Raw genomic sequence first — 23,548 nt, 5'->3', positions numbered from 1 at the left:
ATCATTGCATTATTAAAAAAGAATCACCTTTACAGGCATAAGTTAAGCATAATAAGTCTGACAGGTATTAACACGAGTGAGAGAGGCCATCGTGAGTGAAGTAAATGTACCATTGTCATTTTCTGATACTGCAGCACAACGCGTAAAAATGTTGATTGCTGAAGAAGAGAATCCAGCGCTAAAACTGCGCGTTTATATTACTGGTGGTGGTTGTAGCGGTTTTCAATATGGGTTTACCTTTGATGAAAATGTGAACGATGGCGATACCACAATCGTTAATAGTGGCGTGACATTAGTGGTTGACCCGATGAGCTTACAATATTTGATAGGTGGCATTGTCGATTACACAGAAGGCCTAGAAGGCTCTCGTTTTTTTGTCAATAATCCTAATGCAACAACAACATGCGGTTGTGGTGCATCATTTAGTGTTTAACTAAAAAAGGTTCGATGCACAATTAATCTACTGTAGCTAATTAAGCTTAATAGCCCTATGTATTTGGATGTTATGTAGGGCTTTGCCTTAACCTTAAGAAGGCAAGAACATAATAAAGGATTATTTATGCCTGATACCAAAATCAGCCGTTCATCTATTGGCCGCTTTTTTTCGCAACGACCTTGGCTACTCTCGACGATTTTTATTTTACTTCTCTGTTTTTGGTTAGGTTTTGGGGCATTGAAAGCGGAAGAGCCCCGGCAAACTGCCAATGACACCATTCCTTTTGCGAAAGTTATTTATCAATCTTTTGAGGCTGAATTGACCGATAAGCATATCGATCTTTACGGTCGGACCGCACCTAATCGTCAAGCTAAAATTGGTGCTGAAATCGCAGGGAAAATTACTCAGATATCGATAGCAAAAGGACAGCCTGTCAATAAAGGACAACAGATCGTCTTAATCGATCAAGCTGATCTAGCGGCTCAATTAGAGAGTGCGCAAGCCTTGTTCAAACTCAAACAAAAAGAATTCAGTGCCGCTGAGTCGTTAAAAAATCGAGGTTTGCAAGGCGAAGTGGCCTTTGCTTCGGCGCAAGCCGCTTTAGCGGAAGCCAGCGCTGTGCAAAGTCGTGCCCAATTGGCTTTACGTAATACGTCAGTTGTGGCTCCCTTCGATGGCATTGTTGAAGACATATTGATAGAAAAAGGCGATTTTGTCGGAGTGGGTGACCCGATGATCACCTTTATTGATCTCAGTAAATTAGTGATAGAAGCGGATGTCAGCGAACGACACATCCAAAAAATCAAACAAGACCAAATTGCTCGTGTACGTTTTATCGATGGTTCTATTATCGATGGCAAGGTTCGTTATATTTCTCGCGTCTCATCGCCTACCACCAACACGTTTGCTATCGAAGTGGAATTAGACAATCCCAATCAAACGATCCCCGCGGGTGTGAGCGCTGAAGTGGAGATGAGTTTGGAAACACAACTGGCGGTGAAAATCACGCCTGCCATGCTTGCGCTTGATGATCAAGGAAATTTAGGTGTTAAAACTCTGCAGCAAGATCGTGTTCGCTTCATCCCCATTCAATTGGTAAAAGCGGAGCAAGATGGTGTGTGGCTAACTGGGCTAGGAGAGACGGTGGATATTATCACCGTTGGGCAAGGTTTTGTTCGAGATGGTGATCAAGTGATTGCGGTCAAGAAACCTAACCACTCAGCGCAGTAGGGGGCGCCATGTTTTCTATTATTGATGCGGCGCTATCTCGCTCGCGCACTATGTTATCGCTGCTGATTTTTATCTTGATCGCTGGCGTAGCGACCTATTTTTCGATCCCTAAAGAATCGAGCCCTGACATTACTATTCCTATTATTTATGTCTCCGTAAGTCATCAAGGCATATCACCGAGTGATGCTGAGCGCCTTATCGTGCGGCCCCTAGAGCAAGAAATGCGCTCTATTGAAGGCGTAAAAGAGATGACGTCGAATGCTTCCGAAGGGCATGCTTCTGTAGTTTTGGAATTTAACGTTGGCGTTAACCTTGATAAAGCGATGGCGGATGTGAGAGATGCGGTCAATTTGGCCGAGCCGAAGCTACCCGCAGACAGCGATGAGCCGACCGTGAACGAAGTAACATTGGCATCAGAGCAACCGGTATTATCAGTGGTGCTTTATGGCACTTTACCAGAGCGAGCTATCGTACAAATTGCAAGGCAGTTGAGAGACAAATTAGAAAGCTACCGACAAGTATTAGAAGTTGATATCGCTGGCGATCGCGAAGATATTGTTGAGATCATTGTCGATCCCCTATTGATGGAAAGTTACGGACTTGATCAAGGCGATATCTATAACTTAATCGCACTGAATAATAAAGTCGTTGCGGCGGGTTTCGTCGATACGGGCTACGGACGTTTTTCCGTAAAGGTTCCTTCAGTTTTTGAATCCTTGAAAGATGTGTTAGAGCTTCCGGTGAAGGTTGATGGTAAGCAAGTAATCACCTTTGGCGATATCGCGACCGTCAGACGAGCATTTCGGGACCCTGAAAGCTTTGCTCGTTTAGATGGCAAATCGGCGGTGGTGTTGGACGTTAAAAAGCGTGCTGGTGAAAATATCATCGAAACCGTTGAGCTGGTAAAAACGGTAATGAGAGAGGCGCAAAAACGGGAAGATTGGCCAAGTAATTTGTTGGTGAAATATACGTGGGATGAGTCGAAAGACGTTGAAATCATGCTCAACGATCTACAAAACAATATTCTGTCGGCCATTATTTTAGTCGTGATCGTGATTATCGCTATTTTGGGAATGAGGACGGCGCTGCTGGTTGGTATCTCAATACCAGGCTCATTTTTGACCGGATTACTAGTCTTGTCGGTGTTTGGACTAACCGTCAATATTGTCGTGTTATTTGCATTAATTATGGCGGTTGGCATGCTGGTTGATGGAGCCATAGTGGTAACTGAGTTTGCTGATCGGCGTATGCAAGAAGGTGTGCCGCGTAAAGAAGCGTATCGAGATGCCGCAAAACGGATGGCATGGCCGATTACCGCATCAACTGCTACCACTTTAGCCGCTTTTGCTCCTCTGCTTTTTTGGCCAGATATCACGGGTGAGTTCATGAAATACTTGCCTCTCACGCTTATCGCTACACTGGCTGCTTCACTGATTATGGCACTGCTTTTCGTACCTGTGCTAGGAGGCTTAATTGGCCGACCGCAACATGCTTCGGCTGCCAGTCAAGCACGGATGATTGCTTTACATGAAGGTGATTTTGCCCAAGCGACGGGCATCACCAAGCTCTATTATCACACGTTGGCCATTGCGATTCGTCACCCACTTAAAATACTGTTCAGTGCGATAGTGCTCGCGATTGTAATTGGTTTTGCTTATGCCAAAGCAGGGCTCGGTGCCGAATTCTTCCCAGAGGTGGATCCGCCTTATTTCACCGTTAAAGTTCGTTCTTATGGCGATCTTTCCATCCAAGAAAAAGACACCTTAATGCGAGAAATTGAGCAGGTGATGCTTGGCCATGAGGAATTTGAGAGCGTCTATACTCGAACGGGGGGAGAGGATGAAATTGGCCAGATTCAAATTACCCCTGTTGATTGGCAATATCGCCGCACCGTCAAAGCGATTATTGAAGAGCTTAAAAGCACCACAGATCAGTTTTCAGGGGTGGAAATCGAGTATAAATTTCCAGATGCAGGGCCACCGGTTGAGCATGATCTGGTGATTGAAATGTCGGCGCGTACTCCTGAAAATCTTAATGAGGCCGCTAAAATGGTCAGAAAGTGGGCTGATAACAATCCCGCATTGACTAATGTCAGTGACACCTCAAATAAAGAAGGAATTGACTGGCGAATTGATATTCGACGTGATGATGCTTCTCGATTTTCAGCCGATGCGACATTGGTAGGTAACACAGTGCAATTTGTGACTAATGGACTAAAAATTGGTGACTACTTGCCTGATGATGCAAACGAAGAGGTCGATATTTTGGTGCGTTATCCAGAGGATAAGCGGGATATTGGTCGATTTGATCAGTTACGGGTCAACACACCCGCAGGTCTGGTGCCGATAACCAATTTTGCGCAGATAAAACCGGATCACAAACAAGATACGATCAAACGGATTGATGGTCGACGGGTTATCGATATTATGGCGGATCTAAAGGAAGGGTATAATCTGGCCCTTGAATTGCCCAAAGTTACTCAAGCATTGTCGGAACTGAATTTACCTAATGGGGTGGAGTTTAAATTACGAGGGCAAAATGAAGAGCAGGAACATTCCTCAGAATTTCTAAAAAATGCCTTTTTGATTGCGCTGGTGGTTATGGGGTTAATTCTGGTTACGCAATTTAATAATTTTTACCAAGCATTCCTCATTTTAAGTGCAGTACTGTTTTCAACGGTCGGAGTATTTGCGGGCCTGCTGATTTTCCAAAAACCTTTCGGCATTATTATGTCAGGTATTGGGGTCATCGCCTTGGCCGGCATCGTGGTGAATAACAATATCGTATTGATAGATACTTATAACCAACTGATACGCAGAGGCTTGTCAAAACAAGAGGCCATTTTACGCACTGGTGTTCAGCGTTTAAGGCCCGTTTTATTGACCACAGTGACGACTATTTTAGGGTTATTGCCAATGGTACTGGAGATGAACATCGACTTGATTAACCAGAAAATTGAGTTTGGTGCTCCCAGCACGCAATGGTGGTCACAACTCGCCACGGCCGTTGCGGGAGGCCTTGCTTTTGCCACTGTCTTAACGTTAGTGCTGACGCCTTGCTTGTTGATGTTGGGGCGTAAGGAACCACCACCTATTCTCGAAGAGTAATCTGCTCAATCTTACACAATGAGGCCCACATTATTGGTGGGCCTTTTCTTATTATTTATTGGCATAGAGTAATTGGCTATAGCGTTCTAGCTTCCCAAGCCTAATTTGAGCATTGGCGATAAAGGTGCTTTTTGCTTGGCCCGTTAAGGATTTAGATTGCGGTAAAGAGACCGTTCTTGGGTTTTTGTGTACACCGTTGACCAAAAATTCATAGTGGAGATGAGGGCCGGTGACTCTTCCAGTACCTCCTAAAGTACCAATCGTTTGTCCTTGCTTGACTCGTTGACCCGTTTTGACCATACGTCGTTGTAAGTGTAGGTATTTGGTAATGTAGGTGTTGCTGTGACGAATAAACACATAATTACCATTAAATTGGTTGTAACTTGATTTCTCAACCACACCATCGCCGGCGGCCCAAATTGGGGTACCAACTGGCGCGGCATAATCGGTTCCTCTGTGTGCGGTGACTTTTCCTGTGACGGGGTGGCGACGCACAGGATTGAAATTCGATGTCACGCGACGAAAATCGATCGGCGAGCGTAAAAAGGCCTTTTTCATGGCCCGGCCATTTTCGTCATAGTAATTGCCTGTTGCATCGTCCAATATTGCTGTGAACGTCGTACCTTGGTTGGTAAAGGCGGCGGCAATGATATTTCCGCGGCCAATTACCTCACCTTCCACCACCTTTTCTTGGAATAGCAGCTTAAATTGGTCACCTTCACGAATATCTAACGCAAAATCCACATCCCAACCAAATATACCCGCTAACTCCATGATTTGGTTTGCTGTTAAACCCGCGCTTATCCCCGCATTCCAAAAATTTGAAGTAATGATCGCCTCGGCATAGTTGTACTGGAACATCAGCTCTTTTTTATCAAACTCAGAAGTAAAGCCATCGCCCGATTTAGTGATACGAAAGGTTTCAAAGGCGCTAATAATGCGATTGAGTTGAACAAGTTCATTATTTTCATCAAAGCCAAATTGCAGCTCATCTCCTGGCTTAAGTCGTGAAAGCTGGCTGTCAATATCACGATTTGTTGCCGTGAGTTGATAGAGTAAGCGAGCCGAAAGCCCAATTCGCTGAAATAATACGGCGGCACTTTCACCCGATTTAACTTGATAAGTTTCCCAACGCAGCATGGTGGAAGGCGAGATAGATATTCCCGGAGAGAGTGCTTCTGCGTTAATGGTTAATGGATAATGGCGACCAATTTCTAGACGATTTGGATCCTGAGCGAGATCTTCAGGATTTGGCAGAAATAGCAGCGCGAAAACCATGAGAGCGCTTAAAAAGGCGATGAGGATTCGATGCACCCAAGGGAGACGAGCGAAAATTGAAAGCATATTTAGGTTCGTTTAGTAAATTATAAAGAAATTAGCCGGTTCGTTAGTCTAACTGGTTTCAAAAAGCATCGCTATTCAAGTAAGATGTTCAACTATTAAATTTTGCCAAATCTGTAGGAGTGAACAAGAATGGCGAGTATTGAAGCGGCTTTAGCTGAAATTAAACGCGGCGTTGAAGAGCTAATCCCAGAAGATGAATTGATCGCGAAACTGAAAGAAAACCGTCCACTGCGCATTAAATTAGGTGCTGATCCAACGGCTCCAGATATCCATCTTGGACATACGGTGATCCTCAATAAATTACGTGCATTTCAAGATTTGGGCCATGAAGTCACCTTTTTGATTGGTGATTTCACGGGTATGGTTGGTGACCCAAGCGGTAAAAATACCACGCGTCCACCGCTCACTCGTGACGATGTTTTGCGTAATGCTGAAACCTATAAGACACAAGTGTTTAAGATTCTTGACCCGGCTAAAACGAAAATTCAGTTTAACTCTGAATGGTTGTCTCTACTGGGCGCGGAAGGCATGATCCGTCTTGCATCGAACCAAACAGTGGCACGCATGCTAGAGCGAGATGATTTCAAAAAGCGCTACGCTAATGGTCAGCCTATTGCCATTCATGAATTCATGTATCCACTCCTACAGGGTTATGATTCAGTCGCAATGGAGACAGATGTTGAGCTTGGCGGCACTGACCAAAAATTCAACCTATTGATGGGCCGTGAACTGCAAAAAGCACATGGTCAAAAACCACAAGTTGTCTTGATGATGCCACTGCTTGTTGGTTTGGATGGCGAGAAAAAAATGTCCAAATCAGCGCACAACTACATTGGTGTCAGTGAATCGCCAAGTGAAATGTTTGGCAAAATCATGTCGATCTCTGACACATTAATGTGGAGCTACTACGAGCTGCTTTCTTTCCGTCCATTGGAAGAAGTCGCACAGTTCAAAGCTGATGTTGAAAATGGCACAAACCCACGCGATCTCAAAATCTTACTGGCGAAAGAGATCATTGCACGTTTTCACTCTAAAGAAGAGGCGGATGCGGCTGAGCAAGAGTTCATCAACCGCTTCCAAAAAGGTGCGATGCCAGAAGAGATGCCAGAATTTGAATTTGCAGCGGGTATTGCTATCACTAACCTGCTCAAAGAGGCGGGTTTAGTGGCTTCAACGTCTGATGCGATGCGAATGATCAAGCAAGGCGGTGCCAAACAAGATGGCGAAAAAATCGACGACAGCAAAAATGTACCAGCCGCGGGGACTTATGTTTACCAAGTCGGCAAGCGTAAGTTCGCACGAGTTACTGTAAAGTAAAAATCACAGTAAAGTGAACCGTCTATTCATCAAAGCGCCTAAGGGCGCTTTTTTGCTGGGCCTGATCTTGGCATATTAATTAGTCATTAAATCTTCAATCTGAATGGTGTGGTTGGGTATGTGTGAAATTGGAACGCATTGGATGCAAAGATCAGAGTGTATTTCGCCAAAGGCTTTGGTACAATTTGCGCACTGCTAATTGAGCAGTACTTTCGGAGATTTTTATGAACAATACCGACCATCCCCCTAGTATGAAGGGAGAAAAATAACCGCTTTCGGTATTGGCGATCTTCGCTCCTACCTTCAGTGGTAGGGCTTATCTTTTCTGATTTACTCCTCTCGATTTTTCTCCTGCTCTCTAGTTTGAGATGAAAACCTATCTATGAATTACATTGATGAACAATGACGTCATTGCTCATGAATATATTGCATTTGGGTATCATTTCGATGGTCGTTACCTTTGCCAATCGGGAGATTCGCCATGACGGTAATGAGCAACATTTATATTGAAAATTCACCTAACTTTTCTTTGGAAGAGATTGGTGCGGCTCGTAATGCATTTTTGCAGTACGAACAGCAAAAACAGGTACATTTATTGGCAGTGATGCCTATCGAAGAGGCAGTGGCGATTTTACGTCACTGTACTATTGGTTATGTTCAGCAACTACTCAGTGAATTAGATAAAGGGGGCTATGACATTCGCGCTCGCCATTACGCTAACCAATTGGGGTTTATTTACTCAGAAGTTGAAACGGCGCAAAGCTATTTAACCACTAGCGTGATTGAACATGTAAAGCAGCGTATTGGCTGGATTATTGTATTGGCACTACTTGGTATCGTATCCGGGCTGATTATTACCCAGTACGAAGATACATTGAGCCAGCTTGTGCTCTTGGCTGTGTATATGCCGGTTATTGCCGCTGCAGGTGGCAATACTGGCTCGCAAGCTGCGACGTTAGTCGTGCGCGCGTTGGCGGTTGGTGAATTACGCAAACGTCAATGGTTGCGTGTATTGTGGAAGGAGTGCCGTGTTGCGGTTTGCCTTGCGTTGGCTATCTCTGCGGTGATGGTGGCTCGCATTATGTTGTTTAGTGATGCCAACTCAACCGGAGGCTTTCCACTAGAAAACATTGCGTTTGCAATTGCGGTTGCGCTCTTTATCCAAGTCACCATTTCTACGACGATTGGCGGCTTATTACCCATTGCTGCGCGCGTTTTTAACTTAGATCCTGCGGTATTAGTTAGCCCAGTACTGGCTTCTATCGTCGATATTTCGGGTATGTGGATCTACTTTAACGTGGTGAACTATTCATTAGGACTGAGCTGACTGAACTTAACGACATCTTCAAAGAAGAGCGTCTCAAATTGAGCAATTGGGGCGGTAACACTAGTGTTATCGCCTTGATCTTGCGGATAATAATCAGTGATGAATTGAACAAATAATGTACTCGGTTTTCCTTGTTTATCTAAACCGAAGCCCGCCATGTTATGCGTTCCATAAAGCGAACCACTTTTGGCAATCAGCTGCCCTTGTATAGCTTGGCCACGCATACTACGTCGGTACTGTAAGGTACCGGATTCACCGGCTTTAGGCATGATGTCAATAAGCTTAAGGGTTTGATTCTTAATCCAAATGTAATTCAGCACATCCACCATATTTTGTACTGACAGGCGGTTGTTACGTGATAAACCCGAACCATCAGCCAACTGAGCTTGTGCCAAGTTGATGCCTGTTCGAGAAAAAAGGATCTGCTTGATCGCCTCGGTGCCATTACTAAAACTGCCGGGTTGAATAAAAAAATGCTGGCCAAGTGTTTTGGTTAAACTGTCAGCAATCAAATTGTCAGACTCTTTAAGCATCATTTCTAACAACGGGTACAGTGGCATAGATAGATGTGTTGCTATCAATGAACCCTTTTCTATGCTCAGTTCATCTTGCTTTACACCCAGCTTAACCTCGCCTAGCAATTCAATGCCCACTTGTTTGAGTTGCTTATAAATCATACGTGTGGCGTATAAGTTTGGGTCTTGCACGGCAAACTTTAGTGGCAGAGGTTGTGTTCGCTCGGCCAAACAGCCGTCGAGCTGGTAATGGTTCTGCTCTGAAGTGCGCAGTTCTAAATCACAGCGAGCACTCTCTTGTTCAGTCTTAGTGACACTCCTTGTGTAGCTGGTCACGTGAATGGGATAGTGCTCAGGCACATAAACCCGAGTTTTCCCGTTCGGTTGCGTATAAATAGAGGCTTGTACACAATTACCATCCAGAGTGATTGCACTTGATGGGGCGCTATAGCATACCCCCAGAATATCCCAAGGTAATCCAACCGCGCGGTCGTAACCTGAAAAGGCTGAATTATCTAACCAAAGGTTGCCTTTTATTTGTGAGATGCCCTGTTTTTTTAGCTCGCTGAGTAGCTGCTTCATATTTTGGCTGGTTAACGTAGGGTCGCCAGAGAAATGAATAACAATGTCATCGCCATGTTGAGTTAGCTGAGTCGTGAAGCGAAATTGTTCGCCAAGCTCTAGCGTGGCGGCAAGCGCGGTGAGTATTTTTAAAGTGCTGGCAGGAGGGAAAAGCGCTTGTATGTTATTAGTATCTTGAAAAACCTGTTCAGTGGCTAAAGAGTGAACGAATAAACCCACCCGAGTACCTTGTGGCAGTGTTTGCAAAGGCGTATACGCCAAAGTCGATAAAGGAAAGAAGAAGGAGAGGATGAATAAAAAAGCACTGCGGTTTAATAAGAGCATAACACGGCATTTCAGGGCGGAGTGTGCATACAGTATAGCGAGATAAAAAAACGCCTGCTAGCAAGCAGGCGTTTTAAATCTATGACATTAAGCCAAGAATTAGAAGTCGTAACGTAGACCTAGTGCAAGTTCGTCTTCAGATTTAGCTTTACCTACTTTGTCTGAATCAAGTAGGTTGAAGTTGTAAGAGATGTACGAACGGAAGTTAGGTTTGAAGAAGTAAGTTGCATCAACTGCAAAGTTATCAGCTTCATCTGCTTTATTGCCAGATGTTTTAGATTCTAGGTAGTTGTAAGTGGTAGTGAATACAGCTTGACCCATAGTGTATTTTGCTGCTAGCTCATAACCAGTTTTATCTGTTTTGCTTGCTGCTTTGTCTTGACCATCAACAAAAGTACCAGCGAAGTAGAAATCAGAGATAGCGTAAGACGCTGCTAGCATATATTGATCAGAAGACGCATTCGCTGCTGTATCTTGATCTGCGTAACCCGCACCTAGCACAACGCCAGTGTCGCCGATTGCATAGATAGCCGATAGAGAGTAGCCGTCTGCATTGTTGTCTGTGTATTCAGCATTCCATACACCGTTGCTATCTTTATCTGCAGAACGATCAGCAAAACGGTAGCTTGCTTTAACGCCTAGATCAGCAAATTGACCTTTATAAGCCACCATGTTGTCTACGCGGTCTGCTACAGCGATTTTATACGCTGCTGAGTTGCCGTGGTAAGCCATGATATCAGTAAAGTCAGTGATAACACCTAGCGCGCCGTCGTTTTTACCGTAAGTCACTTCACCGAAGTTACCGCCGATACCTGCATAAGTGTAACGGTTGTCTAGGTTATTATTTGACTTGTTTTCGCCTTGGTCGTTAGTAGTGAACTCACCTTCGTAGAAACCAACACCGTATAGGCTGTCGTTGATCGCTACTTTACCTAGGAAGTTTAGACGTACGCGTGATGCATCGTCCGCTTTGCCATCTTTAAGAGAAAGACGTGCTTCTGCGCGGCCGCCCATTTCTAGAGATGTACCGTCTTGGTTGTATAGCTCACCAGCATTTACACCAGTTACTACTGCAGCAGCTGATACTGCTAAAGCAATCAGAGTTTTGTTCATCTTATTAGTCCTAATTTACTGTCCATAAATATTTTTATTTGCGACGTCTATATCGTCCTTCGAGTGCTTTTGAACATTGAGTTGCATAGGTTGGGTTTTGTAAACCTTCACTAACGTACAACCAAACGTTACTAGCATTTCGTGTTCTACTTTTTACTCTTAAGTTCCGAAATTAGTTAGTAAAATGATATAAAACAGGTTTATGAACACCGTTTTATTTTGTGTAAATAAATATCAAGTCTTTGTTTTTTATTTGGTTTATTGGTGTTTATCAACTGGTCTGAATAGTTTGTTTTTTATTTTTTTTTAGTGAAGTGGGTCGGTTTTTTGTGCAAAAACATTCGTGAAAATGAGCTTTGTGTCTGTTTTTTATCACTTTCCCCCAAACTCATTCACAGAAACCTGACAGGGATCACGTGTGATTTAAGATGATTTAGTCACGAAGTTTGATTACACTGATTAGCAACTATGTTAATCCATGTACTACCTAACCTTTGTTGTGTTGGGTAGTTTTGTTTTGCCCAAATACGAATTTTGGCATTAGAGGTATAAAATGGAAAAAGTTCCAATGACAGTTCGTGGTGAACAATTGCTGCGCGAAGAGTTAGATAGGCTGCTAAAATTACGTCCACAAATTACCCAAGCTATTGCAACCGCACGTGAACTTGGCGACCTAAAAGAAAATGCGGAATATCACGCTGCTCGAGAAGAGCAAGGTATTTGTGAGGCTCAAATTCGTGATATTGAATATAAGCTATCTGTTGCTCAGGTGATCGATATCACTAAAATGGAAAATACAGGCAAAGTGATTTTTGGTTCAACAGTGACATTGATTGACAGTGATACTGATGAAGTGAAACGCTACCAGATTGTGGGTGAAGATGAAGCTGAGATTAAATCTGGGCGCATTTCTGTCAGCTCACCGATTGCCCGCGGTTTGATCGGTAAAATGGAAGGTGATGAGGTGATTATCTCCACTCCTGGTGGTGATAAAGATTTCGAAATCGATAAAGTTGAATACCTCTAATTCATTTCAACAACAATCAAAAAGGTCGCAGTGTGCGACCTTTTTTTGTCTGTATCCATCAGAGTCAGAGCGTCGATAACGCGACTGATTACTTACGAGGGATCTCGATTTTACGTTGCTCGGTTTGACGAAATAGTACGAGAATCTTACCAATGGTTTGTACTTTTTCTGCGCCAGTCTCACGCACGATAGCATCGATAATCAACTGCTTAGTTTCGCGATCTTCGGATGCTACTTTCACTTTGATCAGTTCGTGGTGGTTGAGGGCAATCTCGATTTCCGCTAGAACAGCCTCAGTGAGTCCATTCGCGCCCATCAGTACAACAGGTTTCAAACTGTGTGCTAGGCCTTTAAGGTGCTGCTTTTGTTTGGTGCTTAGGTTCATTATGCGGCCAATTTTATTTAATATAAGGGTTGAAAAAAGCTATTTTAACGCCATCTATCCCTGAAGACTATATTTTCTACCATACTTTCTTGGATGGAAACATTTCAGTTAGGAATCGAATGAGTAAACAGAAGCATTCGGCCAGCTCTAGTCGCTGGTTGAAAGAACATTTTGATGATAAATACGTGAATGAAGCCAAAAAGAGAGGTTATCGTTCGCGTGCTATTTTCAAAATAGAAGAGATTCAAAATAAAGATAAACTGCTTAGGCCAGGAATGACTGTTGTGGATTTAGGGGCGGCTCCCGGCGGGTGGTCTCAATATTCAGCGGGTATCGTCGGTGATAAAGGCCGAGTGATCGCGTGTGATATTTTGCCGATGGATCCTATTGTTGGCGTTGCTTTCTTACAAGGCGATTTTCGTGAAGAGGCCGTGCTGGACGCACTATTAGATCGTATACAGCCTGATATGGTTGATGTGGTGATGTCAGACATGGCACCTAACATCGCCGGAAATAATTCGGTTGATCAGCCAAGGGCAATGTATTTGGTTGAACTAGCTCTAGATATGTGTCGACAAGTTCTTACTCCAAATGGTAGTTTTGTGGTCAAGGTTTTTCAGGGAGAAGGCTTTGATGATTATGTCAAAGAAGTTCGAAACCTGTTTAAAGTCGTGAAAATAAGAAAACCAGACTCTTCGCGAGCTCGCTCAAGAGAAGTCTTTGTTGTAGCCACTGGTTACAAAGGTTAACGTTTTTGCTGTACAAGGCATAAGTTAACATATGGCTACAGGTTACAAACTGTAGTACCCTACCTTTAATTACAATTAGTTATCGCGAGGCTTACACCTTGAGTGATATGGCAAAAAATTTAATTCTGTGGCTAGTTATAGCTGTCGTTTTAATGTCGGTATTCCAGAGCTTTGGCCCTGGTGATAGTAACGGCAAAGCAGTGGATTACACCACGTTCGTACAGGAAGTTGGCCAAGGCCAGATTCAAGAAGCTCAATTTAACAATAGTGAAATTTCCTTTACTCGTAGAGGCGGTGGTACTCGCTATGTAACTTACATGCCCGTGTACGATCAAAAACTGCTTGATGATTTGATTAATCAAAACGTTAAAGTACAAGGTACACCACCAGAAGAGCAAAGTTTGCTCGGGACCATTTTTATCTCTTGGTTCCCCATGATCCTACTGATCGGTGTTTGGATATTCTTCATGCGTCAAATGCAAGGTGGCGGTGGCAAAGGTGCCATGTCATTTGGTAAGAGCAAAGCTCGAATGATGAGTGAAGAGCAAATCAAAACCACGTTCGGTGATGTGGCTGGTTGTGACGAAGCGAAAGAAGATGTGAAAGAGCTTGTGGATTACTTGCGTGATCCGAGTCGCTTCCAAAAACTGGGTGGGAAAATTCCAACGGGTGTTTTGATGGTTGGTCCTCCTGGTACAGGTAAAACATTACTGGCAAAAGCAATTGCTGGTGAGGCGAAAGTACCGTTCTTCACTATATCTGGTTCTGATTTCGTTGAAATGTTTGTTGGTGTCGGTGCATCTCGTGTACGTGACATGTTCGAGCAAGCGAAAAAGGCTTCACCTTGTATCATCTTTATTGATGAGATTGATGCGGTAGGTCGTCAACGTGGTGCTGGTGTCGGCGGCGGTCACGATGAGCGTGAGCAGACTTTAAACCAAATGTTGGTTGAAATGGATGGTTTTGAAGGCAATGAAGGCGTTATCGTCATTGCGGCAACTAACCGTCCAGACGTTTTAGACCCAGCATTGCTGCGTCCGGGGCGTTTTGACCGCCAAGTGGTGGTCGGTTTACCTGATGTTCGCGGTCGTGAACAGATCTTGAAAGTTCATATGCGCAAAGTACCTTTAGCTGGTGATGTTGAACCTTCATTGATTGCTCGCGGAACACCGGGTTTCTCTGGTGCCGATTTGGCGAACTTAGTGAACGAGGCGGCGTTATTCTCTGCTCGCGGTAACAAACGCAATGTTTCAATGGTTGAGTTTGAGTTAGCAAAAGACAAAATCATGATGGGTGCTGAACGTCGTTCGATGGTGATGTCTGAAGAAACTAAAGCATCAACAGCTTATCATGAAGCAGGACACGCCATTGTTGGTCGTTTGGTACCTGAACATGATCCTGTTTATAAAGTATCGATTATTCCACGTGGTCGAGCTTTAGGTGTGACGATGTACTTGCCTGAACAAGACAGAGTTAGCATGTCGAAGCTGCATCTTGAGTCTATGATTTCAAGCTTGTATGGCGGTCGTTTAGCGGAAGAGTTAATTTACGGCCCAGAGAACGTTTCAACTGGTGCATCAAACGATATCGAACGTGCGACAGCCATTGCTCGTAAAATGGTTACGCAATGGGGCTTTTCGGAAAAACTTGGCCCATTGTTGTATGCAGAAGATGAAGGTGAAGTCTTCTTAGGGCGCAGCGTGACTCAAACTAAGCATGTGTCTGAAGATACTGCTAAGTTGATTGATGACGAAGTTCGTAAAATTATTGACCGCAACTATGATCGTGCGCGTAAAATCCTTGAAGAAAATATGGATATTATGCATGCAATGAAAGATGCGTTGATGAAATACGAAACGATTGATGCAGGCCAAATTGATGACTTAATGGAGCGTAAAACCGAGATTCGCGAACCTGCAGGTTGGGCTGATCAAGCCAAAGCTCAAGCAGAAAAAGCGGAAGCGGAAAAAGCTCAAGAGCCAAAAGTAGAGCCAGCAGCAGAAGACGAAGTAGCCACTGAGTCCTCAGAAAAGAAAGATGCTGAGTAATCGTTAATATTCAAATTAAACCCCGAGCTTTCTCGGGGTTTTTGTGTTTTAGAGCAAAATGAAGATTCAAACCCCAACAAAGACACTTATCCTCGATCGTCCTCATGTCATGGGTATCTTGAACATGACACCGGATTCATTTTCCGATGGTGGAAAATTTAACGCGCTAGATTTGGCACTAGAGCATGCCGATAAAATGATTGCCGCAGGTGTCAGCATTATTGATATTGGAGGGGAGTCAACTCGGCCGGGTGCTCCAGAAGTGACTCTCGATGACGAATTATCTCGTGTTATTCCTATTATTAAAGCTATTCGTGCAAAATATGACGTCTGGATTTCAATTGACACCAGTAAAGCTGAAGTGATGCGTCAGGCGGTTGAGGCTGGTGCTGATTTGATTAATGATGTTCGTGCACTGCAAGAGCCGGGGGCATTAGAGGCTGCGGCTAAAGCACAAGTGCCTGTCTGTATCATGCATATGCAAGGCCAGCCACGAACGATGCAAACTAGCCCACATTATCAAGATGTGTTAGCTGATGTTAAGCTCTTTCTAGAAGATCGAGTCGCAGCGTGTGAGCGCGTGGGGATCGCGCGTGCAAATATTATCCTCGACCCCGGTTTTGGATTTGGCAAAACCATTGAGCATAATTATTATCTGCTTGCACATCTAGACGCATTTCATCAACTAGGTTTGCCGATATTGGCTGGGATGTCCCGTAAGTCAATGATTTTTAAACTACTCAATAAAAAACCAGCTGAATGTATGGTGGCGAGCGTTACCTGTGCGGCTGTAGCGGCAATGAAAGGTGCACACATTATTCGTGTCCATGATGTGAACGAAACCATTGAAGCAATGAAAATAGTACAAACCATTATTCAAAATAGTTAACAATAATAATTAAGGAAAAATCATGTCTGACAAAAGACGTTACTTTGGTACAGATGGTGTCCGCGGTAAAGTTGGACAGTATCCTATCACTCCCGATTTCGTATTAAAACTTGGCTGGGCGGCTGGACGTGTATTGGCAAAACAAGGCACGAAAAAAGTCATTATTGGTAAAGATACGCGTATTTCAGGTTATATGCTTGAGTCGGCTCTAGAAGCGGGCTTAGCCGCTGCAGGATTAAAGGCGATTTTTACCGGACCTATGCCGACGCCAGCTGTTGCTTACCTGACTCAAACCTTTCGTGCAGAAGCGGGGATCGTGATCTCAGCGTCGCATAACCCTTATTACGATAACGGCATCAAATTCTTCTCATCCGAAGGGACTAAATTACCTGATGAAATTGAATTGGAGATCGAAGCTGAATTGGATAAACCGATTGAGTGTGTCGAGTCTGCCGAACTTGGTAAGGCTTCACGTATGGTCGACGCCGCAGGGCGGTATATCGAGTTTTGTAAAAGTACCTTTCCATCGCAATGGAATTTATCAAAGCTGAAAATCGTCGTTGACTGTGCTCATGGTGCCACCTATCACATCGCGCCTAATGTCTTTAAGGAACTTGGCGCTGAAGTGATAGCAATGGGGGTTGAGCCAGATGGTCTGAATATTAATGACGAAGTTGGAGCAACGGATGTCCGTGCGTTGCAACAGCGCGTTGTGGCAGAAAAAGCAGATTTAGGGCTGGCATTTGATGGTGATGGCGATCGCTTAATTATGGTTGATGAGCTTGGCAATAAAGTGGATGGAGATCAAATTGCCTATATCATCGCCCGTGATGCCCTGAGACGTGGAGAATTAAAAGGTGGTGTTGTTGGAACGCTAATGACAAACCTTGGTATGGAAAACGGCTTAAAGCAGTTAGGTATCCCTTTTGTGCGAGCGGCGGTTGGTGACCGTTATGTGATGGAAAAATTGCTGGCAAAAGGTTGGAAAATTGGCGCAGAAAATTCAGGGCACATCATACTGCTAGACAAAGTGACTACGGGTGATGCGATTGTTGCGGCGTTGCAAGTTCTTGCTTCCGTTGTGGGCAGTGAAATGTCGCTCAATGAACTGGCTAAAGGCATGACGCTTTACCCGCAGGTTTTAGAAAACGTACGTTTTAGTGGTGATTCCAACCCATTAGAAGCCGAAGCGGTAAAAGCGGCTGTAGCTGCCGTAGAAGCGGAACTTGGTAACCAAGGTCGAGTGCTCTTGCGTAAATCAGGTACTGAACCTTTATTGCGCGTGATGGTGGAAGGGGAAGATGCTGAGCTAGTAAAAAATTCAGCATTAAAGATAGCGCAAGCGGTTAAAGATAATTGCTAACCAGGCAAATAATATGAGTTAACCTAGGATTTCATGACCGTAATTCGGCTTGAAATCTTATGGTTAGCTATACACATAGGGTGTTGTTGCCCTTTTTTTAACCGCTTGAAGCATAAACTCCATTTTTTTATAAAATACTCCTTGTCAGCATGGAATGCATTCGTTAGTATTGCGTCCGCCTTCGTTGAGGAGGTCGCTAGCCTTGTTCAAGTCAGTTGATAAGAACGGCGCTGGCTCAACTATTTGGAACATAGGTGGAAGTAATGTTTACAGTTCTACTTGTGATTTACCTGTTGGCAGCGCTTGGTATCATTGGCCTAGTGTTAATTCAACAAGGTAAAGGCGCAGATATGGGAGCCTCTTTCGGTGCTGGCGCGTCAAACACTGTGTTTGGTGCTAGTGGCTCAGGAAATTTCCTAACCCGAATGACTGCAATTTTTGCAACCGTATTCTTCATTCTTAGTTTGGCATTGGGCAATTTGTCTACGCATAAAACTGAATCACAATGGATTGACCCAACTAAAGGTCAAGTGATTGAGCAAACTACGGATACAGCGAGTGACGTTCCAGTAAAATCTGGTGACGAAATCCCGCAATAACTTATCTTAGATAAGTACAAATAATTGCCGAGATGGTGAAATTGGTAGACACACTAGCATGAGGTGCTAGCGCCTTAGGTGTGAGGGTTCGAGTCCCTCTCTCGGCACCATTATTTACAAACTTGTAAATCACTTGATAGAGCGTATAATGCTCGCAAGTCGGACGCGGGGTGGAGCAGCTTGGTAGCTCGTCGGGCTCATAACCCGAAGGTCGTCGGTTCAAATCCGGCCCCCGCAACCAATTCTTTTTGGGTTTTGGATGCAAGTTTGTGCAGTGTCAACCTCACTGCAATTGAGAATTTAGATTCTCAATCATCAGGGTCCAGCAACAAAAAACCCCGACTAATCGGGGTTTTTTGTTATCTGAGTTTCTCAAGTATGAGATTTTCAGATAGTTGCTTGGAATTTAAATTGGGCTCTGTGCCCTTTTTTTGTTTCTGGAGTGGTTTAAATGACTGGTTTAGAAAGACAACTTACTGAAATGCTTGACGCTCCAGTAGCGGCATCAGGTTATGAGTTAGTTGGATTAGAATTTATTCGTGCCGGAGAGCACTCAACATTACGCATCTATATTGATCATGAAAACGGTATTAACGTTGATGATTGCGCAGAAGTGAGCCATCAAGTGAGTGCTGTGCTCGATGTTGAAGATCCAATTTCTGTGGCTTACAACCTAGAAGTTTCTTCACCAGGTTTAGAGAGACCACTTTTTAAAGCAGCGCATTATGAACAGTTTATTGGTCACGAAGTCAGCATCGTTTTGAAAATGGGTGTCGGCAACCGTCGCAAATGGAAAGGAATTATCCATTCTATTGATGGCGAAACCGTTGCAATTAGCGTTGATGGGAAAGAAGAACTATTTGCGCTAAGCAATATTTCTAAAGCTAACCTGATCCCTAAATTTTAGTTCTCCTAGAGAAAAGAGCTTAAGAGGCTAGATTAAATGAGTAAAGAAATTTTAGCGGTAGTTGAGGCGGTTTCGAACGAGAAGGCCGTACCTCGTGAGCGTATTTTTGAGGCGCTTGAAACTGCGCTTGCCACATCAACAAAGAAGAAACATGAAATTGAAGTCGATGTACGTGTTGCTATCGACCGTAAAACGGGTGAGTTTGAAACTTTTCGCCGTTGGTTAATCGTTGAAAATGTTGAACATCCAACAAAAGAAATTTCATACGATGCAGCTAAATACGACGACGAAACAGCTGAACTTGGTCAATATATTGAAGATCAAATTGAATCAGTGACCTTTGACCGTATTACAACACAAACAGCAAAACAAGTTATCGTACAAAAAGTGCGTGAAGCTGAACGTGCGCAAATCGTCGAACAGTTTATTGATAACGAAGGTGAGTTGGTTACTGGCGTTGTTAAGAAAGTAAACCGTGATTCGGTTATTCTGGATTTAGGTAATAACGCTGAAGCGGTTATTTTACGTGATGACCAGCTACCGCGTGAAAACTTTCGTCCAGGTGACCGAGTTCGTGGCCTGCTATATGCTGTACGCCCTGAAGCGCGCGGATTCCAACTCTTCATTACTCGTTCAAAACCAGAAATGCTCGCTGAGCTATTCCGTGTAGAAGTGCCAGAAATCGGTGAAGAGCTGATTGAATTGAAAGCCGCGGCTCGTGATCCGGGTTCGCGTGCGAAAATTGCAGTCAAAACCAATGACAAACGCATTGACCCTGTGGGCGCGTGTGTCGGTATGCGTGGAGCACGTGTTCAAGCCGTATCGAGTGAGCTCGGCGGTGAGCGCATTGATATCGTTCTTTGGGATGATAACCCAGCTCAATTTGTTATCAATGCAATGGCACCAGCAGATGTTGCATCGATCATCATGGATGAAGATACGCACTCAATTGATATTGCTGTTGAAGCGGATAACCTAGCGCAAGCAATCGGTCGTAATGGTCAAAACGTACGTCTCGCTTCTCAACTGACTGGTTGGGAATTGAATGTTATGACGGTTGCTGATCTACAGAAAAAACATCAAGAAGAATCGATGGCTTCTATTGAAAACTTCATGAAGTACCTCGATATCGAGCAAGACTTCGCTGAGTTATTGGTTGAAGAAGGCTTCTCAACGCTTGAAGAAGTGGCTTATGTGCCAGTTGCTGAGCTACTTGAAGTTGACGGCCTAGATGAAGATATCATCGAAGCATTGCGTACTCGCGCGAAGAATGCGTTGACCACGATTGCGCTAGCACAAGAAGAGTCTTTTGAAGGGCTAGAGCCAGCAGAAGATCTGCTCGCACTAGAAGGTTTAGAGCGTGAAATGGCCTTTAAACTCGCAGCGAAAGGCATAGTCACATTAGAAGATCTTGCTGACCAAGGTATTGATGACCTCGAAAATATTGAAGGTCTAACAGAAGAGCGTGCAGGTCAATTGATCATGGCAGCGCGCAATATTTGTTGGTTTAGCGAAGAAGAATAATTCTCAGCAAGAGGAGAGAGCGGCATGACACAACTTACAGTTAAAGCACTGAGTGAAGAAATTGGTACGCCAGTTGACCGCTTGTTAGAACAACTTGCTGATGCAGGCATGAACAAAACGAGTTCTGATAACGTTTCTGATGATGAAAAGCATAAGCTACTGTCACATCTTAGAAAAGAGCACGGTGATACCACTGGTGACTCAGAGCCGACTCGTTTGACGTTGCAGCGAAAAACACGCAGCACATTGAGCGTCAATGCCGGCGGCGGCAAAAGTAAGAATGTTCAAGTTGAAGTGCGTAAAAAACGTACCTACGTTAAGCGCAGTGCAGTAGACGATGAAGCAACACGTGAAGCGGAAGAAGCCGCGCAACGTGAAGCACAAGAATTAGCAGCGCGTGAAGCACAAGCAAAAGCAGAGCGCGAAGCCGAAGAAAAAGCAAAGCGTGAAGCCGAAGAAAAAGCGAAGCGTGAGGCACAAGAGAAAGCGAAGGTTGAAGCACAAACGAATGCAACAGCTAACGCGGATGAGAAAGCAAAACGTTCTGCAGTGAAACCAGAACTTTCTGCTGAAAATAAAATGAAGCAAGAAGCAGCGCGAAAAGAAGCCGAAGAGCTTAAACGTCGTCAAGAAGCCGAAGCATTACGTAAAGCTGAAGAGGAAAGTCAGCGCCAGCTAGAAATAGCACGTGAATTGGCTGAGAAGAATAAAGAGCGTTGGTCTGCTGAAGAAGAGAAAAAGGGTAGTATGGAAGAAAATACAGATTACCATGTTACGACTTCAACGTATGCACGTGAAGCCGAAGATGAAGCAGATCGCCGTGAAGAAGGTGCTAGCCGTAAATCTACGAAAGCTAATAAGAGCAAAATCTCATCTCAGGATGATAAGCAAGAGCGCGGTACGCGCCGAGGCAAAGCTCGTAAAGGTCGTATGGCTAAACCTGCATCGATGCAACATGGTTTTGATAAAACAGCGGTTGTCGCTAAGCAAGATGTTGTGATCGGTGAAACGATTGTTCTTTCTGAACTGGCAAACAAAATGTCAGTGAAAGCAACTGAAGTTATCAAAGTGATGATGAAGATGGGCGCAATGGCAACCATCAACCAAGTGATCGACCAAGAAACCGCGCAATTAGTCGCTGAAGAAATGGGTCATAAAGTTCTCATCCGCAAAGAGAATGAACTGGAAGAAGCGATCCTTTCTGACCGTGATAACAAGTTTGAAGCAGTACCTCGTGCGCCAGTTGTGACAATCATGGGTCACGTTGACCACGGTAAGACATCAACACTTGATTACATCCGTCGCACACACGTCGCATCAGGCGAGGCCGGTGGTATTACTCAGCACATTGGTGCTTACCACGTTGAAACACCAAACGGTATGATCACCTTCCTTGATACTCCTGGACACGCTGCGTTTACTTCAATGCGTGCTCGTGGTGCTCAAGCGACAGATATCGTTGTATTGGTTGTTGCAGCAGATGATGGCGTAATGCCACAAACGGTTGAAGCGATTCAACATGCGAAAGCGGCGAATGTGCCACTTATCGTTGCAGTAAACAAAATCGATAAAGATGGTGCGAACCCAGATGGCGTGAAAAATGAGCTTGCTCAACACAACATCATTCCTGAAGAGTGGGGCGGTGAGAACATGTTTGTTCACATCTCTGCGAAACAGGGAACTAATATTGATGGCCTACTAGAAGCTATCCTACTTCAAGCTGAAGTTCTTGAGCTTCATGCTGTTAAAGATGGTATGGCGTCTGGTGTGGTGGTTGAATCTCGTCTTGATAAAGGCCGTGGCCCTGTAGCAACCGTTCTTGTTCAATCAGGAACACTACGCAAAGGCGACATCGTACTGTGTGGTCAAGAATATGGCCGTGTTCGTGCGATGCGCGACGAAACGGGTAACGAAGTTACGGAAGCGGGCCCATCAATTCCTGTTGAAATTCTAGGTTTGTCTGGTGTTCCAGCTGCCGGTGATGAAGCAACAGTGGTACGTGATGAGCGTAAAGCACGTGAAGTGGCAAATTATCGTCAAGGCAAATTCCGTGATGTGAAGCTTGCACGTCAGCAGAAATCTAAGCTCGAAAACATGTTCTCTAACATGACAGCGGGCGAAGTGGCTGAACTGAACGTGGTACTAAAAGCAGACGTTCAAGGTTCGGTTGAAGCCATTGCTGATTCACTGCGTAACCTTTCAACTGATGAAGTGAAAGTGAACATCGTGGGTTCTGGTGTGGGTGGTATCACAGAAACTGACGCAGTACTTGCAGCAGCTTCTAACGCTATCGTACTTGGCTTTAACGTTCGTGCTGATGCATCAGCTCGTCGTACTATCGAATCTGAAAACTTAGACCTACGTTACTACTCAATCATTTATCAATTGATTGATGAAGTAAAAGCGGCCATGAGCGGCATGCTAGCACCAGAGTTTAAGCAAGAGATCATTGGTCTTGCTCAGGTTCGTGAAGTATTCAAATCACCTAAACTAGGCGCAGTTGCTGGTTGTATGGTGACTGAAGGCGTTATCAAACGTAATAGCCCTATCCGTGTTCTACGTGATAACGTGGTTATCTACGAAGGTGAACTTGAGTCACTACGTCGCTTTAAAGATGACGTACAAGAAGTGAAGAATGGCTACGAATGTGGTATCGGCGTTAAGAACTACAATGATGTTCGCGTTGGTGACCAAATCGAAGTCTTCGAAACAGTGGAAATTAAACGTACACTGGATTAATTGACTGACGTTGCTGTATTGAA

General features: G+C 44.3%; 18 protein-coding genes and 2 tRNA genes. 16 read left to right on the top strand and 4 right to left on the bottom strand.

Features of this window, described 5'->3' with window-relative positions:
* Positions 1-91: 91 nt before the first annotated feature.
* The 3 genes from erpA (at position 92) to NB504_RS00470 (ending at position 4,773) form a co-directional block, all read left to right on the top strand.
* Complete coding sequence (gene erpA / locus NB504_RS00480) at positions 92-433, top strand: iron-sulfur cluster insertion protein ErpA (RefSeq protein ID WP_026027518.1); 342 nt, start codon at positions 92-94, stop codon at positions 431-433.
* 126 nt (positions 434-559) lie between these two features.
* Positions 560-1,666, top strand: coding sequence for an efflux RND transporter periplasmic adaptor subunit (locus tag NB504_RS00475; protein WP_129532260.1), 1,107 nt, complete (start codon positions 560-562; stop codon positions 1,664-1,666).
* 8 nt (positions 1,667-1,674) lie between these two features.
* Complete coding sequence (locus tag NB504_RS00470; RefSeq protein ID WP_258428069.1) at positions 1,675-4,773, top strand: efflux RND transporter permease subunit; 3,099 nt, start codon at positions 1,675-1,677, stop codon at positions 4,771-4,773.
* Positions 4,774-4,824: 51 nt separating this feature from the next.
* On the opposite strand, the gene NB504_RS00465 is transcribed toward NB504_RS00470, so the two are convergent.
* Positions 4,825-6,117, bottom strand: a complete 1,293-nt coding sequence (locus NB504_RS00465) for a peptidoglycan DD-metalloendopeptidase family protein (protein ID WP_017045385.1) — start codon at positions 6,115-6,117, stop codon at positions 4,825-4,827.
* Positions 6,118-6,246: 129 nt separating this feature from the next.
* Between NB504_RS00465 and tyrS the strand changes: the two genes are divergently transcribed.
* Together tyrS and NB504_RS00455 are read left to right on the top strand one after the other, a co-directional pair.
* Positions 6,247-7,434, top strand: coding sequence for a tyrosine--tRNA ligase (gene tyrS, locus NB504_RS00460; RefSeq protein ID WP_013857629.1), 1,188 nt, complete (start codon positions 6,247-6,249; stop codon positions 7,432-7,434).
* A 481-nt stretch (positions 7,435-7,915) separates the two neighbouring features.
* Positions 7,916-8,761, top strand: a complete 846-nt coding sequence (locus NB504_RS00455) for a magnesium transporter (protein ID WP_026027515.1) — start codon at positions 7,916-7,918, stop codon at positions 8,759-8,761.
* On the opposite strand, the gene dacB is transcribed toward NB504_RS00455, so the two are convergent.
* Together dacB and ompU are read right to left on the bottom strand one after the other, a co-directional pair.
* Entirely contained in the window at positions 8,740-10,182 is a 1,443-nt protein-coding gene (gene dacB, locus NB504_RS00450; protein WP_258428068.1) for a serine-type D-Ala-D-Ala carboxypeptidase, read from the bottom strand. The genes NB504_RS00455 and dacB overlap by 22 nt on opposite strands.
* Before the next feature lie 99 nt (positions 10,183-10,281).
* Positions 10,282-11,295, bottom strand: a complete 1,014-nt coding sequence (gene ompU, locus NB504_RS00445; protein WP_199871882.1) for a porin OmpU — start codon at positions 11,293-11,295, stop codon at positions 10,282-10,284.
* A 553-nt stretch (positions 11,296-11,848) separates the two neighbouring features.
* On the opposite strand from ompU, the gene greA reads away from it, so the two are divergent.
* Entirely contained in the window at positions 11,849-12,322 is a 474-nt protein-coding gene (gene greA / locus NB504_RS00440; RefSeq protein WP_258428067.1) for a transcription elongation factor GreA, read from the top strand.
* An 88-nt stretch (positions 12,323-12,410) separates the two neighbouring features.
* Here greA and yhbY read toward each other — a convergent pair whose 3' ends face one another.
* Complete coding sequence (gene yhbY, locus NB504_RS00435; RefSeq protein ID WP_010318529.1) at positions 12,411-12,707, bottom strand: ribosome assembly RNA-binding protein YhbY; 297 nt, start codon at positions 12,705-12,707, stop codon at positions 12,411-12,413.
* 119 nt (positions 12,708-12,826) lie between these two features.
* Between yhbY and rlmE the strand changes: the two genes are divergently transcribed.
* From rlmE to infB, 10 genes are all read left to right on the top strand, one after another.
* The gene (gene rlmE, locus NB504_RS00430) at positions 12,827-13,456 is read left to right on the top strand and encodes a 23S rRNA (uridine(2552)-2'-O)-methyltransferase RlmE (RefSeq protein WP_047690104.1); all 630 of its coding nucleotides are present in this window, start codon (positions 12,827-12,829) and stop codon (positions 13,454-13,456) included.
* A gap of 98 nt (positions 13,457-13,554) precedes the next feature.
* Complete coding sequence (gene ftsH, locus NB504_RS00425; RefSeq protein ID WP_017049783.1) at positions 13,555-15,504, top strand: ATP-dependent zinc metalloprotease FtsH; 1,950 nt, start codon at positions 13,555-13,557, stop codon at positions 15,502-15,504.
* A 58-nt stretch (positions 15,505-15,562) separates the two neighbouring features.
* A complete protein-coding gene (gene folP, locus NB504_RS00420) occupies positions 15,563-16,393 on the top strand; it encodes a dihydropteroate synthase (RefSeq protein WP_129532264.1) in 831 nt (276 codons plus the stop codon).
* Positions 16,394-16,415: 22 nt separating this feature from the next.
* Positions 16,416-17,756 carry a phosphoglucosamine mutase gene (gene glmM, locus NB504_RS00415; RefSeq protein ID WP_088720912.1) on the top strand — a complete coding sequence of 447 codons (1,341 nt, stop codon included), beginning with the start codon at positions 16,416-16,418 and terminating at the stop codon, positions 17,754-17,756.
* Between the two features lie 263 nt (positions 17,757-18,019).
* Complete coding sequence (gene secG, locus NB504_RS00410; protein ID WP_010318534.1) at positions 18,020-18,355, top strand: preprotein translocase subunit SecG; 336 nt, start codon at positions 18,020-18,022, stop codon at positions 18,353-18,355.
* Positions 18,356-18,381: 26 nt separating this feature from the next.
* Positions 18,382-18,465, top strand: a tRNA-Leu gene (locus NB504_RS00405).
* 54 nt (positions 18,466-18,519) lie between these two features.
* Positions 18,520-18,596: transfer RNA gene (locus NB504_RS00400), tRNA-Met, on the top strand.
* Between the two features lie 210 nt (positions 18,597-18,806).
* The gene (rimP, locus tag NB504_RS00395; RefSeq protein WP_013857619.1) at positions 18,807-19,262 is read left to right on the top strand and encodes a ribosome maturation factor RimP; all 456 of its coding nucleotides are present in this window, start codon (positions 18,807-18,809) and stop codon (positions 19,260-19,262) included.
* 36 nt (positions 19,263-19,298) lie between these two features.
* On the top strand, positions 19,299-20,786 hold the full coding sequence (gene nusA, locus NB504_RS00390; RefSeq protein ID WP_013857618.1) for a transcription termination factor NusA: 1,488 nt from the start codon (positions 19,299-19,301) through the stop codon (positions 20,784-20,786).
* A 24-nt stretch (positions 20,787-20,810) separates the two neighbouring features.
* Entirely contained in the window at positions 20,811-23,525 is a 2,715-nt protein-coding gene (gene infB, locus NB504_RS00385) for a translation initiation factor IF-2 (protein ID WP_017043248.1), read from the top strand.
* The last annotated feature ends 23 nt before the right edge of the window (positions 23,526-23,548 follow it).

Origin of the sequence: Vibrio sp. RM-69-4 (genome assembly GCF_024743775.1) — a bacterium.
Classification (GTDB): domain Bacteria; phylum Pseudomonadota; class Gammaproteobacteria; order Enterobacterales; family Vibrionaceae; genus Vibrio; species Vibrio anguillarum.
The sequence above is the reverse complement of the archived record's forward strand: the minus strand, read 5'-3'. Positions and strand labels throughout refer to the sequence as shown.

Excerpts from the sequence above, each read along its gene's own strand:
- NB504_RS00475 (WP_129532260.1), top strand. The coding sequence starts at position 560 with ATGCCTGATACCAAAATCAGCCGTTCATCTATTGGCCGCTTTTTTTCG.
- NB504_RS00470 (WP_258428069.1), top strand. The coding sequence starts at position 1,675 with ATGTTTTCTATTATTGATGCGGCGCTATCTCGCTCGCGCACTATGTTA.
- NB504_RS00465 (WP_017045385.1), bottom strand. The coding sequence starts at position 6,117 with ATGCTTTCAATTTTCGCTCGTCTCCCTTGGGTGCATCGAATCCTCATC.
- tyrS (WP_013857629.1), top strand. The coding sequence starts at position 6,247 with ATGGCGAGTATTGAAGCGGCTTTAGCTGAAATTAAACGCGGCGTTGAA.
- NB504_RS00455 (WP_026027515.1), top strand. The coding sequence starts at position 7,916 with ATGACGGTAATGAGCAACATTTATATTGAAAATTCACCTAACTTTTCT.
- dacB (WP_258428068.1), bottom strand. The coding sequence starts at position 10,182 with ATGCTCTTATTAAACCGCAGTGCTTTTTTATTCATCCTCTCCTTCTTC.
- ompU (WP_199871882.1), bottom strand. The coding sequence starts at position 11,295 with ATGAACAAAACTCTGATTGCTTTAGCAGTATCAGCTGCTGCAGTAGTA.
- greA (WP_258428067.1), top strand. The coding sequence starts at position 11,849 with ATGGAAAAAGTTCCAATGACAGTTCGTGGTGAACAATTGCTGCGCGAA.
- yhbY (WP_010318529.1), bottom strand. The coding sequence starts at position 12,707 with ATGAACCTAAGCACCAAACAAAAGCAGCACCTTAAAGGCCTAGCACAC.
- rlmE (WP_047690104.1), top strand. The coding sequence starts at position 12,827 with ATGAGTAAACAGAAGCATTCGGCCAGCTCTAGTCGCTGGTTGAAAGAA.
- folP (WP_129532264.1), top strand. The coding sequence starts at position 15,563 with ATGAAGATTCAAACCCCAACAAAGACACTTATCCTCGATCGTCCTCAT.
- glmM (WP_088720912.1), top strand. The coding sequence starts at position 16,416 with ATGTCTGACAAAAGACGTTACTTTGGTACAGATGGTGTCCGCGGTAAA.
- secG (WP_010318534.1), top strand. The coding sequence starts at position 18,020 with ATGTTTACAGTTCTACTTGTGATTTACCTGTTGGCAGCGCTTGGTATC.
- rimP (WP_013857619.1), top strand. The coding sequence starts at position 18,807 with ATGACTGGTTTAGAAAGACAACTTACTGAAATGCTTGACGCTCCAGTA.
- nusA (WP_013857618.1), top strand. The coding sequence starts at position 19,299 with ATGAGTAAAGAAATTTTAGCGGTAGTTGAGGCGGTTTCGAACGAGAAG.
- infB (WP_017043248.1), top strand. The coding sequence starts at position 20,811 with ATGACACAACTTACAGTTAAAGCACTGAGTGAAGAAATTGGTACGCCA.